Below are 16,009 nucleotides of genomic sequence, written 5' to 3'. Positions count from 1 at the left end.
GCTTTCTTCACAGGATATATTGACGATGAAAAGGAGATGAACCGGTTGACAACGATTCGATTAACGATGGCACAGGCGCTGCTGAAATTTTTGGATGCACAGTATGTTTCCGTCGATGGGGTGGAGACGAAGTTCGTGCGCGGGGTAATGGGAATCTTCGGCCACGGCAACGTGACCGGCCTTGGCGAGGCTTTGGAACGAAGCGCCGGGGATCTGGTTTATATGCAGGGCAAAAACGAACAGGGCATGGTGCACGCCGCGACGGCGTACGCCAAGCAAAAGAACCGGCGGCAAATCTGGGCCTGCACTTCCTCCATCGGACCCGGCGCGCTGAATATGGTCACCGCGGCGGCAACGGCAACCGTGAACCGTATTCCGGTTCTGCTGCTGCCTGGGGACAACTTTGCCTGCCGCCAGCCTGATCCGGTACTACAGCAGATCGAAGCCTCGTCGGACTACACCGTATCGGCCGCCGATGCATTCAAGCCGGTGAGCCGGTACTGGGACCGGATCTCCCGGCCGGAGCAGCTGATTGCGGCGGTCCGGCAGGCGATCCGCGTCTTGACGGATCCCGCGGAGACGGGAGCGGTCACGCTGGCGCTGCCGCAGGACGTGCAGGCTGAAGCTTACGATTATCCCGAATCGCTGTTCGAGAAAACCGTGCACGCCATCGACCGCCGACCGCCTGCGGCAGATGGACTGATGCGGGCGGCGGCGCGGTTTGCAGCAAGCAAGCGGCCGCTCATCATCGCCGGAGGCGGCGTGCACTACAGCGAGGCAACCGGGGATTTGGCAGCCTTTGCGGAAGCCTTCGGCATCCCGGTTGCAGAAACGCAGGCCGGTAAAAGCGCGCTTCCCTGGAATCACCCCCTGAACCTGGGGGCGATGGGCGTAACCGGCTCGCTGGCGGCGAACCGCGCAGCGGCAAAGGCCGATCTGATTATCGGCATCGGCACCCGCTATTCGGACTTTACGACGTCCTCCAAATGGGCGTTTCAACGGGAGGACGTATCGTTCCTGAACCTGAACGTCAACAGCGCGGACGGAGCCAAGCTCGGGGGCGAAGCGCTGATCGCCGATGCGAAGGAAGGGCTGCAGGCACTGAAGGAGATCCTGTCTCAAAAAGGCTATCAAGCCTGGTACGAAAAAGGCGAGCTTGCTGAGCTGAAAGCCGAGTGGGACAGCGAGGTAGACCGTCTGTACGCTGCGGAGCATCCCGACGGCTTGTCGCAGACGAGGGCGCTCGGCATCATCAACGAGGTCATCTCCCCGTCATCGGTCATCGTCTGTGCGGCTGGCAGTCTTCCGGGAGATCTGCACCGGTTATGGAGACCGGCCGAACCGAAAACGTACCACATGGAATATGGTTTCTCCTGCATGGGATATGAGGTAAGCGGCGCCTTGGGCGTGGTCCTGGCGGAACCGGACCGCGAGGTCTACGCGCTGGTGGGGGACGGCAGTTATTTGATGATGCACTCGGAGCTGGTCACCAGCTTGCAGGAAGGCCGCAAGATAACGATACTGCTGTTCGACAACCACGGCTTCCAATGCATTCACAATTTGCAGCGGAGCAACGGCAGCGACGGCTTCGGCAACGAGTTCCGCCGCCGCGAGGAAGGCACGGGACGACTCACCGGCGATTATCTTCCGATTGATTTTGCCGCCCACGCACGCGCGCTAGGGGCTAAAGCCTACAAGGGCCGCACGCCGGCAGAACTGCATGCAGCGCTGCTTCAGGCACGGAAGGAAACGGTGACAACGCTGATCGAAATTCCGGTCGTTCCGGGAACGAACACCGACGGTTATGAGTCCTGGTGGCGCGTGGAGGTGCCGGAGGTATCTTCCACTAACAAGGTAACCGATGCGCAGCGCCAGATGGCGGCTCGAAGCAAGGAAGCCAGGCCCTACTAAGCGGCAGCGCTGAAAGGCCTTTAACTTTATAGCCTAAGGATGTGGTTGATGACCGTCATCCAACGCGAAACATCTGCGCCGGAGAAAGCAAGCGCGGTGCGGACAAGAAAGGCTGTCAAGGTAGCCCGATAGACGGAAGGCCATGAAGGTGTTCGGGGCAAGAAAGCCGACTGCTAAGGGCACTTGAGCAAGGAAGCATGCCCCTACCTCACAAAGCAAAGGAGTGCTGGATATGAGCAACAGGCTGTTTAAGCTTGGGATCCATCCCATCAACTGGGTCGGCGAGGATGTAAAAGAGCATGGAGAAGGCACGGCGTTTGAGACGATTGTGGACGATATTGCGGCTTTGGGGCTGAAAGGCACGGAGATGGGCCGTAAATTCCCGAAGGATCCTGCGGTTCTGAAGCGGGAGCTGGATGCCCGCGGTATCCAGCTGGTTTCCCAGTGGAAATCGGTACTGTTCTCCGATCCCGATTACCGGAAGCAGGAGCTGGAGGACTACCGCCGGCATGCGGAGTTTCTGGCGGGGTTCGGCAGCAAAGTCATCAGCACGGCGGAGGTAGGCGGCTCGCTGCATTTCGATCCCCGCCGGACGCCGAATGAGAGCATCGTGCTCCGGTTGGATGACGCCGGATGGGAAAGCCTGGCGGAAGGGCTGAACAAGGCAGGGGAGATTGCGGCGAGTTACGGCATGAAGCTGGCTTATCATCATCATGGCGGTACGGTTGTGGAGCAGCCTTACGAGGTCGACAGGCTGATGGCCATGACCGACGCTTCGCTGGTGTCTCTCCTGTACGATACCGGTCATGCCTATTACGGGGGGAACGACCCGCTGGAGCTGCTCCGCAAGCATTATGACCGGATCGCGTATATCCACCTGAAGGATATCCGGCCTGATGTGCTGGAACAGGCGAGACTGGACAACTGCGATTTCGTAAGCTGCATCCGCAGGGGCGTGTTTACGGTTCCCGGCGATGGATGCATCGATTTCGCGCCGATAATCGGAGAGCTCGTTGAACGCGGCTATGAAGGCTGGGCGATGCTGGAGGGTGAGCAGGATCCGGTGCTGCATCCGGCCAAGGAGTACGCTCAACGGGCGATTGAATACTTGGACAGCTTGGACGGACTGAAGAAGATACAGGGTTGAAGTCCACCTCTCGAGGGTCGAGCTTGGCTCAAGGCGACATGACTCCCGTTTGGGGAGGAATCGTAACTTACTCATCCCCCAGTAACGAACTCAAATGTGAGTGGCTTGAGCGGGGAGTATTTACCGTTTGGAAGTTTTTAACTGAAAGTATTACGAGCTGTAAGCGATACGGTCCATAGAAGAGCGGAGCCATGGAGTCAGAATCATATGGTTGCTCAGCCAGGGCTGATCCGAACGAGGAGGTTTATCCATGAGTGAAATCACGTTCAATAACGAAAAACCGATGGATTTCGTGGCCGTGGGCAGACTGTGCATCGACCTGAACGCCAATGAGATTAACCGGCCGATGGAAGAGACGAGCACGTTTACCAAATATGTGGGCGGATCCCCCGCCAATATCTGTATCGGGATGGCCCGCCTGGGCCTGAATACAGGCTTCATCGGCAAGGTGGCGGACGATCAGATGGGGCGTTTTATTACCAAATATCTGGAGGATAACGGGATTGCGACGAACGGCGTTTCCACCGACCACACGGGGGCCGTAACGGGTCTGGCTTTTACCGAGATCAGGAGCCCGACCGATTGCAGCATTCTGATGTATCGGGACAACGCCGCGGACTTGCTGCTGGAGACGGGGGAAGTGAGCGAGGAGCTGATCGCATCCGCCAAAATGGTACTCATCTCCGGGACCGCGCTCGCGGCCAGCCCCTCCCGGGAAGCCGTGTTTCTGGCTCTGGACTATGCCAAGCGCCACAGAGCCGTGATCGCGTTCGACCTCGATTACCGTCCGTACACCTGGAAATCCCCGCAGGAGACGGCAACCTATTACAATTTAGCGGCGGAAAAATGCGACATTGTCCTCGGCACGCGCGAGGAGTTCGATATGATGGAGCAGTTCGGCGGGAACCCGGAACGAAGCGACCGCGTCACGGCTGCCAAGTGGTTTGATTACAGGGCCAAAATCGTCATTATCAAGCACGGCAAGGAGGGGTCCATCGCTTATACCCCCGGCGGTGCCAGCCATACGGCCCAAAGCTTTCCGGCGAAGGTCATCAAGACGTTCGGAGCGGGGGATTCGTATGCCGCCGGCCTCCTGTACGGCCTGATGCAGGGCTGGGCCATCGAACGCTGCATGGAGTTCGGAAGTGCTGCAGCGAGCATCGTCATCTCCAGCCACAGCTGCTCCGATGCGATGCCGACAAGCGCTGCCGTTCTCGATTATATCGAGCGCTGCAAGCGAGGCGAAATTACCGCCAATTCTTGAAGGAGCATTCATTATTTTATTCTGACTGATTCATCGAAAGGAGCCAACGCGTATGACGCAAATCCTGAACAATTATATCGGCGGAGAATTCGTGCCATCCCGATCGGAACGCAGCGATCCGGTCTACAACCCGGCGACGGAAGAAATCCTTGCTTACGTTCCGCTTTCCACCAAGGAGGATGTGGACCAGGCGGTGCAGGCCGCCGCCAAAGCCGGACGCGACTGGGCCAAGACCGCCGTGCCGCGACGCGCGCGGATTCTGTTCAAGTATCAGCAGCTGCTCGTGGAGCACTGGGAGGAGCTGGCACGCCTGATTACGGCGGAGAACGGCAAAAGCTATGCCGAAGCCTACGGCGAAGTCCAGCGCGGCATCGAATGCGTCGAGTTTGCCGCAGGCGCGCCGACGCTGATGATGGGCAAACAGCTTCCGGACATCGCCACCCATTTGGAATCCGGCATGTACCGGTATCCGGTCGGCGTTGTGGCCGGCATCACGCCGTTCAATTTTCCGATGATGGTGCCATGCTGGATGTTTCCGCTCGCTATCGCTTGCGGCAACGCGTTCGTGCTGAAGCCTTCGGAACGTACGCCGCTCCTGGCTCAGCGCCTGGCAGAGCTGTTCTCGGAAGCGGGCCTGCCGGACGGCGTCCTGAACCTCGTTCACGGCGCCCATGATGTAGTCAACGCTTTGCTGGAGCATCCCGGCATCGCCGCCGTGTCCTTCGTCGGCTCCCAACCGGTGGCGGAGCATGTGTACAAAACCGCTTCTTCCCATGGCAAGCGCGTGCAGGCCTTGGCCGGAGCAAAAAACCACAGCATCGTGATGCCGACAGCCGATTTGGACGCCGCCGTCACCCAGATCGTCAGCGCTGCCTTCGGCTCTGCCGGTGAGCGCTGCATGGCCTGCTCCGTGGTGGTGGCCGTAGGGGACGTAGCCGAACCGCTGATCGCGAAGCTGAAGCAGGCGGCCGATGAAATCTCCATCGGCAACGGAGCGGACGAAGGCGTCTTCCTGGGGCCGGTGATCCGGCAAGCCCACAAGGAGCGCACGCTCTTTTATATCGAAGCGGGCGAGCGGGAAGGAGCGAAGCTGATTCGTGACGGCCGCGCGGACGAGGCCGTGAACGGGGCCGGATATTTCGTCGGACCGACGATTTTCGATGAAGTGACAAGCGAAATGAAGATTTGGAAGGACGAAATTTTCGCCCCGGTGTTGTCCATCATGCGGGCGGAAACACTGGATGCGGCCATCGACATATCGAACCGCTCCGATTTCGCCAACGGGGCTTGTCTGTTCACGCAGGACGGCAGCGATGTGCGCCAGTTCCGCGAACATATCGATGCCGGCATGCTGGGCGTAAACCTCGGCGTTCCTGCGCCGATGGCTTTCTTTCCGTTCTCCGGCTGGAAAAACTCCTTCTATGGAGACCTGCATGCCAACGGCACGGACGGCGTGGAATTCTATACCCGCAAAAAAATGGTGACGGCGCGCTGGTAGCCCTGAAGCAGAGGAGACGTTCATATGAAAACCATTCATATCGGAATCATCGGTGCCGGACGAATCGGCAAAATCCATGCGGATAACCTGCTGCGCATCCCCGGCGCGAAAATATCGGCCATCGGCGACCTGTTCGCCGGCGATGAGCTGCGTGCCTGGGCGGCGTCGCGGGCCATCCCCGTCGTCACAAACAACAGCATCGAAATCTTGGAAAGCCCGGATATCGATGCCGTGTTGATCTGCTCCTCGACGGATACGCATGTCCCGTTCATTAAGCAGGCCGCCGCAAACGGCAAGCATATTTTCTGCGAGAAGCCGGTCAGTTTGAGCGTGGACCAGACCCTCGAAGCGCTGGCGGCCGTAAAAGCGGCAGGCGTTAGCCTGCAGATCGGCTTCAACCGCAGGTTCGACCACAACTTCAGACGCGTTCGGGAGATTGTATCCGAGGGAAGGATCGGGGAACCGCATCTGATCAAGATAACCTCGCGCGATCCGAACCCGCCGCATCCGGAATATATTAAAGGTTCCGGCGGCCTGTTTATGGATATGGCGATTCATGATTTTGACATCGCCCGTTACCTATCGGGCAGCGAGGTGGTCGAGGTGTTTGCCCAAGGCGCGGTGCTGGTGGACCCCGCCATCGGCGAGCAGGGCGATATTGACACAGCCGTGACGATGCTTCGGTTTGAAAACGGCGCGCTCGGCGTCATCGACAACAGCCGCCAAGCCGTCTACGGGTATGATCAGCGGGTGGAGGTATTCGGCTCCGGCGGCAGCGTGACCGCCGACAACGATTATCCGAGCACCACGGTGGTCAGCGGCCCGGAAGGCGTCACCCGTGACAAGCCGTTGTATTTCTTTCTGGAACGGTACACGGAAGCGTACATGAACGAGGCGAAGCAGTTTATCGAAAGCCTTCAGAACGGCACGCCAGTGCCGGTTAGCGGTCACGACGGCCTGCAGGCGGAGCTGATTGCGCTGGCGGCTAAACGCTCGCTGGAACAGGGCCGTCCGGTGAAGCTGGCCGAGCTGACCGCCGGTACTTCAGTGGGTTAATAGCTTCGTGATTAGCAGATCTGATCCACGACAAAGGAGGAGAAAGACCATGCCGAACTTCATTGTACCCGCAACGACTCCGGACCGGGACGGATGCGTGCTGTCGATTACGCCGCAGACGGCAGGATGGGAGTACGTAGGCTTCCAGGTTTTCCGTTTGAGCGAAGGCCAGACGCTGAGCCGGGCCACGGGAGATCAGGAGGCGGCCCTTGTTCTGCTGTCCGGGCGGGCCGACGTGAAGGCCGCGGGAGAAAGCTGGGACAACATTGGCAAACGCATGAGCGTGTTCGAAAAGACGCCCCCCTATACCGTTTATGTGCCTTCGCAACAGCAATATGAGGTCAAGGCTCTTACTGAAACGGAGCTGGCGGTGTGCCTTGCCCCGGGGCAAGGGAATCATCGGGCACGTCTGATTGAGCCGCAGGATGTGGGCGTCGAGAACCGGGGCAGCGGCAGCATGTCGCGCCTGGTGCACAATATTCTGCCGGAGCAAAAGCCGGCCGACAGTTTGCTGGTGGTCGAGGTGTTCACGGACGGAGGCAACTGGTCCAGTTACCCGCCCCACAAGCATGACCGCGACGAGCTGCCGGAGGAGTCGCTGCTGGAGGAAACCTACTATTTCCGGATTGAGCCGGAGCAGGGGTTTGCCGTGCAGCGGGTCTACACGGATGACCGGTCGCTGAACGAAACGATGGCGGTCAAAGACGGCGAGGCCGTGATGGTGCCTGAAGGCTACCATCCGGTTTCCGCCCCTCCGGGTTATGACGTATATTACCTGAACGTCATGGCAGGTCCGAAGCGAATATGGAAATTCCGCAACGACCCGGATCATGACTGGCTGATGAGATAAAGTCAGATAAGATCCAGGCAAGGGTTCTTGATTGAATGTCTGCAGGCGGCATTAACGATAAATCGGCCTTGCGCTAAAAGAGAGGAAGGCGCATAATAAATTGAAATTCCAAAATTAAACAAATGGAGCACAAGGGATGATAAGAGCGACTATTTATGACGTTGCGCGCGAAGCCGGCGTCTCCATTGCCACCGTTTCTCATGTCATCAACGGCAAGGGCAAGATCAGCCGCGAACGGCGTGAGGAAATTCTGGATATCATGAAGCGCCTGAACTATCGGCCGAACGCGATTGCTTCCGCCCTCGCCGGCAAAAGAACCTTTACTCTTGGATTGCTCGTTCCCGATATCTCCAACCCGTTTTTTGCCGAGATGGCTCGCTCCGTCGAGGATCAAGGACATCAGCTCGGTTACAGCGTGATCATCTGCAGCACGGACAACCAAGAAGAGAAAGTAAAGCGCTACGTTAATCTGTTGAGGCAGAAGCAAGTGGATGGCGTGATTATCGGGACGGGTATATCCCATGGCGAGCTGCTTAAGCCGCTTCAAGAGCATTCGCTGGCGATAGCGCTTATTGCCCGGGACAATCCTGCGCTTGATGCCAGCAGCGTCCGGGTACATGACCTGGAGGGAGGACGGCTGGCTGCGGAGCATCTGCTACAATTGGGTCATCGCAGACTCGCAGTGCTTGCTGAGAATGAACGGGTGACAAGCAGCAGCGAGCGGGTAAGGGGATTTGTTGAAGCTGCCGCTTCACACGGTTTGGAGCTGTCCCCCGGCTGTATTGCGGCCTGTGACCATAAGATCGAGGATGGTTACCGACGAGCTAAAGCCATGCTGGAGCTAGCGGTAAGACCCACGGCACTGTTCTGCTGCAACGACCTGCTGGCGGTCGGTGCCCTTCGGGCGGCCCGCGAACTCGGACTGCGCGTACCGGAGGAATGTTCGGTCGTCAGCTTTGACGATACGATTCTGGCCAGCGTAACCGATCCGCCGCTGACCGTTATTGCCCAGCCGATCGAGCAGATGGGCCGCATGGCGGTTGATCTTGTCGTAAGGGGGCTGTCCGGCAAGGGTGATCCTGCCCGTCGAATCGTGCTCCCCCCGGAGCTGATCGTCCGCCAATCGACGACCCTGCCGCCGGCTTAAGATGTTTCGATCCTGACGGTAATCTAAACCTCCTGTCCATTTGCTACAGCAATGGGGGCGTTTGATCACGGTTTATTGAGGAGGATCGGCAAATTGGTTCAGATGCAAAATTGATCGGCTTCAAGAATAGGCCGTCTCCAAGGGGAGTTTCAAGCTCCCTGTGGAGACGGCCTTTGGCTTTTCTATTGAATTGCGCAAGTTAACGACTATGTTGCTTGAGTTCGCAGTCATTAAACTAAGGTCAGCATTTTTTTACCGAAATTTGCATCTTCCAGCAATGGGCGGCCGATGGCTATCATATCTGCCATCCCATCTGCTAGAATGAAATTGGCGAACGCCTGGGTGCGTATATTGCCGACCGCGATTACCGGAATGTTTACATATTGTTTGATCACCGCCGCATAAGGTGTTTGGTAGCCTTCCGGCGTGGCTAAAGGCGCAGCAGGAACGAGACCGCCTGAAGATACATGCACGGCATCCAGTTCGGACTGAAGGTACGTCAAGGCCAGCGCAACCTCTGCCGGCGTCAGGCCGCCATCGGCAAAGTCGGATGCAGAAACCCGCAATTGCACCGGGTAGGCGTTTCCTACTTCGGTACGGATGCCCGCCAGAACTTCCTGGATGAAGCGGACTCTGTTTTCAAGGCTCCCACCATATGCGTCCGTTCGCCGATTCGACAGCGGAGAGAGGAATTGGTGGAGGAGATGACCATGGGCGGCATGAAGCTCGATTCCATCAAAGCCGGCCTGGAGGCTTCGGCGGGCAGCCATCCGGAACTGGTCGATGACCGCGTTAATGTCCGCTTGGGACATCGTTTCGGGAAGTCCATATTGATCATCGTAGGCAATCGCACTAGGAGCCAGACTTTTTTCGGTGACGGTAGGCCATGCTTTTCTGCCAGCGTGGGTCAATTGGATGAAGATCGGCGTTCCTTTCGCATGGACCGCATCGACAATTCTGCGTAGGGAAGCTGCATGCAGTTCGGTATATATTCCAATATCGTCCGGGAACAACCGGCCGTTTGCCGACACGACGGTAGATTCGATAATGATCATACTGACATGTTCCGCCCGTTCACTGTAAAATTTCACATGATAATCGGTTGCATGAGAATCCGGCGTTCCTTGATTTTGCTGCATAGGAGCCATGATCATTCGGTTCTTCAATTGTAAGGTTCCGATTCGTATGGAATCGTGCAGGCTGATCGTCATTGTATTTACCTCCTAGAATGTGGCTTGTTAACCTAGTTCCATTGTATAAATCAGAGCCGTATAGTTACAGATGATAATCAAGGAATTCCTACCGTAATACTTTGAAATCATAGCTGTTTCGTACATTCGACTTGGAAATTGTAGTTGGGAAGGCAGGGAGTGTGTAATCATGGATCAAATTGATCTTCAAATCTTGGAGCTGTTAAAGCATAATGCAAGAATCTCCTTCTCCGAATTGGGGAGAAAGGTCAACATGACGCAGCCTGCGGTATCCGAGCGTGTGAAGCGTTTGGAGGAGAAAGGCGTAATTACAGAGTATCGTACGGTTCTTTCAGCTGAAAAAATGGGGAAGGGCGTAACGGCCTTCATCCTGATCCAGGCCAGTCATTGCGGCCGTCTGACGACATTCGCCAAACAATCGCAGGAGGTCGTCGAGATATACCAAGTCAGCGGTCAATACAATTTTCTGATGAAAATCGAAACAGGTTCGATGAAGTCTCTCGAAACCTTTATCTATCAGTGCAGCGAGTATGGGCATACAACGACGATGACGGTCCTATCCATGCCTTTAGACCAACAAGAATAAGAATCCGGTTGTAAGAAAAGCGGGTTCATGATCGATTAACCGCTGAGGAACCTGTGAAGGAAAGGAGAAAGCGTATTTTAAATGGTGTTCTATGGCAGTTCGACGTTGAAAAACCATGAATCCTTTCACTTGCTTAAGAAAGGGCTCATGGTTTTTCTACTTCCTTATCAAGGTTATCAACGCCGATTTCATGTAGGGTCCGTCCGCTTGATCTGCGTCCTAACGCTTCGCGGCCTCCAGTTGATCATAAGAATCAGCTGATCCCTCATATAAGGGACGGAATAGTGGAAATTGTTCTCGATCCAGTGGAATACCAGGCCGATTAAGGCGTTCATATTATAAATGATGAGAAGTTCATGATTGAGCTCTTCGCCCGGATAGTCCAAATCCTCCAAGGCGATTTGCTTAAGGGCGGAGAACATTTTATCCCGGATCAGCGGCAGCACATCGCTTTTGAACAGGGACGTGTCCACGCCGGCATTTTGATGGATATGGTCGAATATTTTGACCGCGTTGGCGGGCAGCTCATCGATATGAAAAACGTCGACATCCCCGTATGGAGCTCTAAATGAAGCGATTAGCTCCTCCATGAGCGGAGTCAGGATATCATCCAGCAGAGCCTCTTTGTTGTCATAGTGGGTATAGAAGGTACCTCGATTATAGTTGGCCGATTCGACGATTTCCGTGATGGAAATGCTGGAGAAGCTTTTTTGCGAGAGCAGCGACAGCAGCGACTGCTTTAAAGCCTCTTTGCTGCGGACGATGCGCCGGTCGCTCCTTTTTCTGTTCGTTTGCATAGGCAAGAGTCCTTTCGGTGAAAATATAACGAATTTAATTATTTCAAATATAAACAGATCCCCGTATTTTGTTCGTTAACGCACACTTTTGCGTTTTTTAATGATTGTGACCTATATCATACTTTGATTATACTAGATTTGACATATGTCTGGTATTGAACAGCTGTTGATATATTGTGCCTGATATTAAAATTTGATCAACGAATAATGGGGGTATGAAGCATGAGATTATCTGGTAAAGTTGCGATTGTAACCGGGGCTGCTTCCGGAATGGGAAAAGCGACGGCAGAATTGTTTGCTGCAGAAGGCGCAAAAGTCGTGGTGTCCGACCTTCGGCTTGAGGCGGCGCAAGCCGTAGTGGACGGAATCGCAGCGAATGGCGGCACGGCCTTGGCTGTGGCCGCGAATGTTGCCAAGGAAGAAGAAGTGCAGCAGTTGGTGGACGCCACCGTTAAAGAATACGGAACGCTTGATATCTTGATCAACAATGCCGGCATCATGGACAATTTCGTGCCGGCAGCGGACGTGACGGATGAGCTGTGGGACCGCGTATTCGCCATCAACGCAACGGGGCCGATGAGAACCATTCGTAAAGCATTGCCGATCTTCTTGGAGAAGAAAAGCGGAGTCATTGTGAACATTGCTTCTGCCGGAGGCCTGATGGGGTCCAGGGCGGGCGCTTCGTATACGGCGGCCAAACATGCCGTGGTCGGCTTGACCAAAAATGTCGGCTTCCAGTATGCGACGCAGGGCATCCGCTGTAATGCGGTTGCTCCGGGCGGCGTCAGCACCAATATCGGCACCACCATCAACGCGCCGAATTCGTTCGGCATGGAACGAGCCATGGCCGGCATGAACCTGAACCCGCGGGCGGGCGAACCGGAAGAGATCGCGAAGGTGGTATTGTTCCTCGCTTCGGACGAAGCCAGCTTTGTCAACGGCACCGTCGTCACAGCCGATGCCGGCTGGACTGCTTATTAATACGAAACGGCTGGTTAAATAGGCTTCCTAAAGGACACTCTTTAGGGGGCCTTTTTATGATCAAGGCAAAAGGCTGAAACTTTACCGCCTCATTAATAAACCATTGGTATTCTACATAACCTAAACCCGTCTATTGAAAGGCAGTGAATGTTACATAGATGAATCCCCTCAGAAAAGGAGCGAATGCAGGGTGGAAATATTTTTAATGGTCCTTATTTTTCTGGTTTTGATCGGGATCTCCAATATGATCCATCGATTTCTGCCGTTCATTCCGGTCCCGCTGATCCAGATCGCCCTCGGAATCGGGGTGGCCTATGTCCAAGGTTTTCATCATGTGCCGCTGAATCCCGAATTGTTCATGGTTCTGTTCATCGCGCCGCTCTTGTTCAATGATGGAAAGCTGACCCCGCGCGACGAGTTATGGAAGCTGAGATCGTACATCCTGCTGCTGGCGCTGGGTCTCGTATTTGCTACGGTCTTCATCGCGGGGCCTTTCATTCACTGGCTCATTCCGGCAATCCCGTTATCGGCGGCCTTCGCCCTGGCAGCGATACTGTCGCCTACGGACGCGGTAGCGGTAGGCTCCTTGTCGGGTAGAGTGAAGCTACCGGGTAAAATCATGCATTTGCTTGAAGGCGAAGCGCTGATGAATGATGCATCCGGTCTGGTTGCATTCAACTTTGCAATTGCAGCAACGGTGACGGGTTATTTCTCCCTGACGAAGGCTATCGGCAGTTTTTTGGTTATCGCGGTCGGAGGAATCATCATCGGTGCATTGCTGGGTTTTCTTGTGATCTGGTTCAGAATGCTGCTGCGCCGGCTCGGTATGGAGGATGTCACGCTTCATATGCTGATCATCATCCTGACGCCGTTTATCATTTACCTCATAGCCGAGGAGTTTCATGTATCCGGGATTCTGGCCGTCGTTGCGGCGGGCGTCACCCACGCAGTGGAGAGGGATCGCATGCGCTCGGCGTCCATCAAGCTCAGAGTGGTATCGGACAGCACCTGGTCCGTCATTCTTTTTACGCTAAACGGATTAGTGTTCATTCTGCTAGGGCATGAAATTCCGGGCGTCGTGAATCAAATATGGAGTGACCCTGCCTATAATAACGGACAAGTCGTCGGTTACATATTTCTGATAACGGCTGTGCTGATATTGCTGCGATTCGCATGGGTATGGGTATCAACGAACCGTCAGTTCAAATCTTCCCTGCTGACGGCCCTCTCGGGCGTTAGGGGAGCATTGACGCTGGCCGCGGCCTTCTCCATTCCGCTGACCCTTGCGGACAACCGTCCTTTTCCGGAGCGAAGCTTGATGCTGTTTATCTGTGCGGGCGTCATTCTCTTAACCCTGGTGATCGCGAGTGTCCTGCTCCCGCTGTTGACCCGGGAAAAAAATGCCGATACGGCGACGATGATCGATCCTGGAAAAGAAGCACGGATTCAAATGCTCCAGGCGGGTCTTCGCACCGTACGGGAAGAAATGACCGACGAGAACAAGGAAGAGGCAGTCCAGCTCATCTATGCGTATACTAAGCGGCTTCAGCAATCTCATATCACGGATAAGAGCGACATGAAGGAGTTCTGGGAAGCCACGATCGCAGTTAGAAAAATCGGCCTGGCGGCGGAGCGAAGCGTTGCCGAAGCATGGCTTAAGGAACATAAAGCCTCAACGCGAGCAGCCGAGCTGTTCCTATCCTCGCTTGACAGAGTCGAAATGCTGCTTGCCAGCCGATACAAAATCAAGCTGTTAATGAGAACATTATGGCAGAATTTGAAGCGCTTGCTGACAAACAACGAGCCCAAAGAAGTGCCGATGTCTCCGGATCATCCGGATTGGGACCAGTATAAGGCGTTGAAGCTCGAGGCCATTCGTGCGGCGATCGTCGAAATTCAAGCGGTGAAGCCGGCGGAGAAGAAGGAAATCTTGCAAGCGGTAATCGCGGATTATCGTGCAATGGAGCATTTTCTCCAGAACGATCGCGTTTGGAGCCGAAGAAAACAGAAGCTGAGCAGTGAACGCATGGAACTGGAACTTAAAGCGATTCAATCCGAGCGTAACGAGATTCAGAGCATGTTCGAGCAAGGCGATATAGACCGGACGCAGGCAAGCCAGCTTAGAATGGACGTGAATTACCGGGAGGCGAATTTGTTTGAGTCGCAAGCGCTGGTCGAGGACGAGGGCCATTAAGCAGCGGCCCTTATGTTCTTGAAGGAGTGTCAGGATTACGTTACAATAATGAAAAGCTGGATGGGAACATCTGCTTCTGCCGGTGAGTACCCATTCAAGGGCTTTTTATTCTAAAAAGGGGGTAGGAACATGAGCATAAATAAAGAAGCGGCCTCCAAAAAATCGACAATGGCCTGCCCGTCCACCTATAAAACCTTCAGTATTGCCGTGCAAGCGCTTGTGACCCTTGAGCGTCACTCCGGCAAGTGTTCTAGCGGCGATATCGCATCGTATCTCCACTCGGAGTCGACGTTGATTCGGCGCGTGCTGAAAACTCTTGCCCAAGCGGATCTGATTGAATCGCGTGAAGGAAGGGACGGGGGATACCGTCTGAGGAAGAATGCCCACGATATTTCGCTGGCTGAAGTATACTCGATTCTTCAGGTTCACAGCTCGATTAGCGACAGCATGCTGGACGCGGCAGCAGGGCATTGTTTTGCCGAGGAAATCAAGGAGTCCTTTGCCGGCATCTTGTCCGAGATTGAGGAGAGCACCTTGAAAATACTGGAGTCGCGCACGATCGCGGACATCGCTCAATGAACCCTTCTAAATTGGGTTGACAAATAATTTAGGTGTGCTTTATACTGTGCATTAAACAACACAGTTAAGCCGCGATATAAACTGTGCAGAATATTGCACAATATAAATTTGGAGGGATAACCATGTCTGCAACAACGACAACAAAACCCGATTTTCAAACGGTGATTCAGGAACGCCACTCGGTTCGTCAATACGACCCATCGGTGAAGATTCCAAGAGAAGAGATGGAAGCGATCTTGAAGGATGCTACACTTGCGCCTTCTTCAAGCAACCTGCAGCCATGGCGTTTTCTTGTGATCGATGATGCGGACCTCTTGAAGAAGCTGCATCCGATCGCCAACAATCAGGAGCATGTTCTTCAAGCATCGGCCGTCATCGCTGTATTGGGCGATCTGAAATGGTATGAGAAGGGCGAGAAAATTTATTCCATGTCTGAAGAAGCCGGTTATATGACCGAAGAGGTGAAGCAGCGCTTCATTCATACGGCCGAAAATATGTATGCGAACCTGGCTCCGTCCATTAAGGAAAGCATCGTGGACGTGGATGCCGGACTGATCTCCATGCAGCTGATGCTGAGCGCTCGCGCCAGAGGATACGATACCGTTCCGATGGGCGGATATAACAAGGATCGGTTTGTGGAGGAGTTCCATATTCCTTCCCATTACCGCAGCGTGATGCTGATCGCCATCGGGAAAGCAGCCGCTCCAGGCCGTCCGACGGTAAGATTGCCGCTGGAAGACGTTGCGTTCTGGAATGAAATCTAAACAGGCATCAAAAAGAACGGAGGT

The 16,009-nt window shown here is 54.9% G+C and carries 14 protein-coding genes; 12 read left to right on the top strand and 2 right to left on the bottom strand.

What is annotated here, in order from left to right:
- Positions 1-45: 45 nt before the first annotated feature.
- The 7 genes from iolD to RB297_RS06915 all read left to right on the top strand — a co-directional run bounded on the left by iolD (position 46) and on the right by RB297_RS06915 (position 8,873).
- A complete protein-coding gene (gene iolD, locus RB297_RS06945; RefSeq protein WP_096774178.1) occupies positions 46-1,911 on the top strand; it encodes a 3D-(3,5/4)-trihydroxycyclohexane-1,2-dione acylhydrolase (decyclizing) in 1,866 nt (621 codons plus the stop codon).
- Between the two features lie 232 nt (positions 1,912-2,143).
- Positions 2,144-3,058 carry a myo-inosose-2 dehydratase gene (gene iolE, locus RB297_RS06940; RefSeq protein ID WP_375120120.1) on the top strand — a complete coding sequence of 305 codons (915 nt, stop codon included), beginning with the start codon at positions 2,144-2,146 and terminating at the stop codon, positions 3,056-3,058.
- 250 nt (positions 3,059-3,308) lie between these two features.
- Positions 3,309-4,322, top strand: a complete 1,014-nt coding sequence (gene iolC / locus RB297_RS06935; RefSeq protein WP_375120119.1) for a 5-dehydro-2-deoxygluconokinase — start codon at positions 3,309-3,311, stop codon at positions 4,320-4,322.
- 52 nt (positions 4,323-4,374) lie between these two features.
- Entirely contained in the window at positions 4,375-5,820 is a 1,446-nt protein-coding gene (locus tag RB297_RS06930) for a CoA-acylating methylmalonate-semialdehyde dehydrogenase (RefSeq protein WP_015735883.1), read from the top strand.
- A gap of 24 nt (positions 5,821-5,844) precedes the next feature.
- Positions 5,845-6,876: an inositol 2-dehydrogenase gene (gene iolG, locus RB297_RS06925; RefSeq protein WP_096774175.1), complete on the top strand. Its 1,032-nt coding sequence runs from the start codon at positions 5,845-5,847 to the stop codon at positions 6,874-6,876.
- A gap of 49 nt (positions 6,877-6,925) precedes the next feature.
- Positions 6,926-7,726 carry a 5-deoxy-glucuronate isomerase gene (iolB, locus tag RB297_RS06920; protein WP_375120118.1) on the top strand — a complete coding sequence of 267 codons (801 nt, stop codon included), beginning with the start codon at positions 6,926-6,928 and terminating at the stop codon, positions 7,724-7,726.
- Between the two features lie 136 nt (positions 7,727-7,862).
- Entirely contained in the window at positions 7,863-8,873 is a 1,011-nt protein-coding gene (locus RB297_RS06915) for a LacI family DNA-binding transcriptional regulator (protein ID WP_176502415.1), read from the top strand.
- Positions 8,874-9,103: 230 nt separating this feature from the next.
- On the opposite strand, the gene RB297_RS06910 is transcribed toward RB297_RS06915, so the two are convergent.
- Positions 9,104-10,084, bottom strand: a complete 981-nt coding sequence (locus RB297_RS06910; RefSeq protein WP_096774173.1) for an oxidoreductase — start codon at positions 10,082-10,084, stop codon at positions 9,104-9,106.
- Positions 10,085-10,253: 169 nt separating this feature from the next.
- On the opposite strand from RB297_RS06910, the gene RB297_RS06905 reads away from it, so the two are divergent.
- Complete coding sequence (locus RB297_RS06905) at positions 10,254-10,670, top strand: Lrp/AsnC family transcriptional regulator (RefSeq protein ID WP_015735878.1); 417 nt, start codon at positions 10,254-10,256, stop codon at positions 10,668-10,670.
- 188 nt (positions 10,671-10,858) lie between these two features.
- Here RB297_RS06905 and RB297_RS06900 read toward each other — a convergent pair whose 3' ends face one another.
- Entirely contained in the window at positions 10,859-11,467 is a 609-nt protein-coding gene (locus RB297_RS06900; RefSeq protein WP_375120117.1) for a TetR/AcrR family transcriptional regulator, read from the bottom strand.
- 222 nt (positions 11,468-11,689) lie between these two features.
- Between RB297_RS06900 and RB297_RS06895 the strand changes: the two genes are divergently transcribed.
- The 4 genes from RB297_RS06895 (at position 11,690) to RB297_RS06880 (ending at position 15,985) form a co-directional block, all read left to right on the top strand.
- Positions 11,690-12,448, top strand: coding sequence for an SDR family oxidoreductase (locus RB297_RS06895; RefSeq protein WP_096774172.1), 759 nt, complete (start codon positions 11,690-11,692; stop codon positions 12,446-12,448).
- A gap of 190 nt (positions 12,449-12,638) precedes the next feature.
- Positions 12,639-14,642 carry a Na+/H+ antiporter gene (locus tag RB297_RS06890; RefSeq protein ID WP_192571536.1) on the top strand — a complete coding sequence of 668 codons (2,004 nt, stop codon included), beginning with the start codon at positions 12,639-12,641 and terminating at the stop codon, positions 14,640-14,642.
- A gap of 129 nt (positions 14,643-14,771) precedes the next feature.
- On the top strand, positions 14,772-15,221 hold the full coding sequence (locus tag RB297_RS06885; RefSeq protein WP_096774170.1) for an RrF2 family transcriptional regulator: 450 nt from the start codon (positions 14,772-14,774) through the stop codon (positions 15,219-15,221).
- 122 nt (positions 15,222-15,343) lie between these two features.
- Entirely contained in the window at positions 15,344-15,985 is a 642-nt protein-coding gene (locus tag RB297_RS06880; RefSeq protein ID WP_090908614.1) for a nitroreductase family protein, read from the top strand.
- The last annotated feature ends 24 nt before the right edge of the window (positions 15,986-16,009 follow it).

Source organism: Paenibacillus sp. CR_12, assembly GCF_041953985.1.
In the GTDB taxonomy this organism is placed as follows: Bacteria; Bacillota; Bacilli; order Paenibacillales; family Paenibacillaceae; genus Paenibacillus_AQ; species Paenibacillus_AQ lautus_A.
Note: the sequence above shows the minus strand (reverse complement) of the source record. Positions and strands in the feature narration are given on the sequence as shown.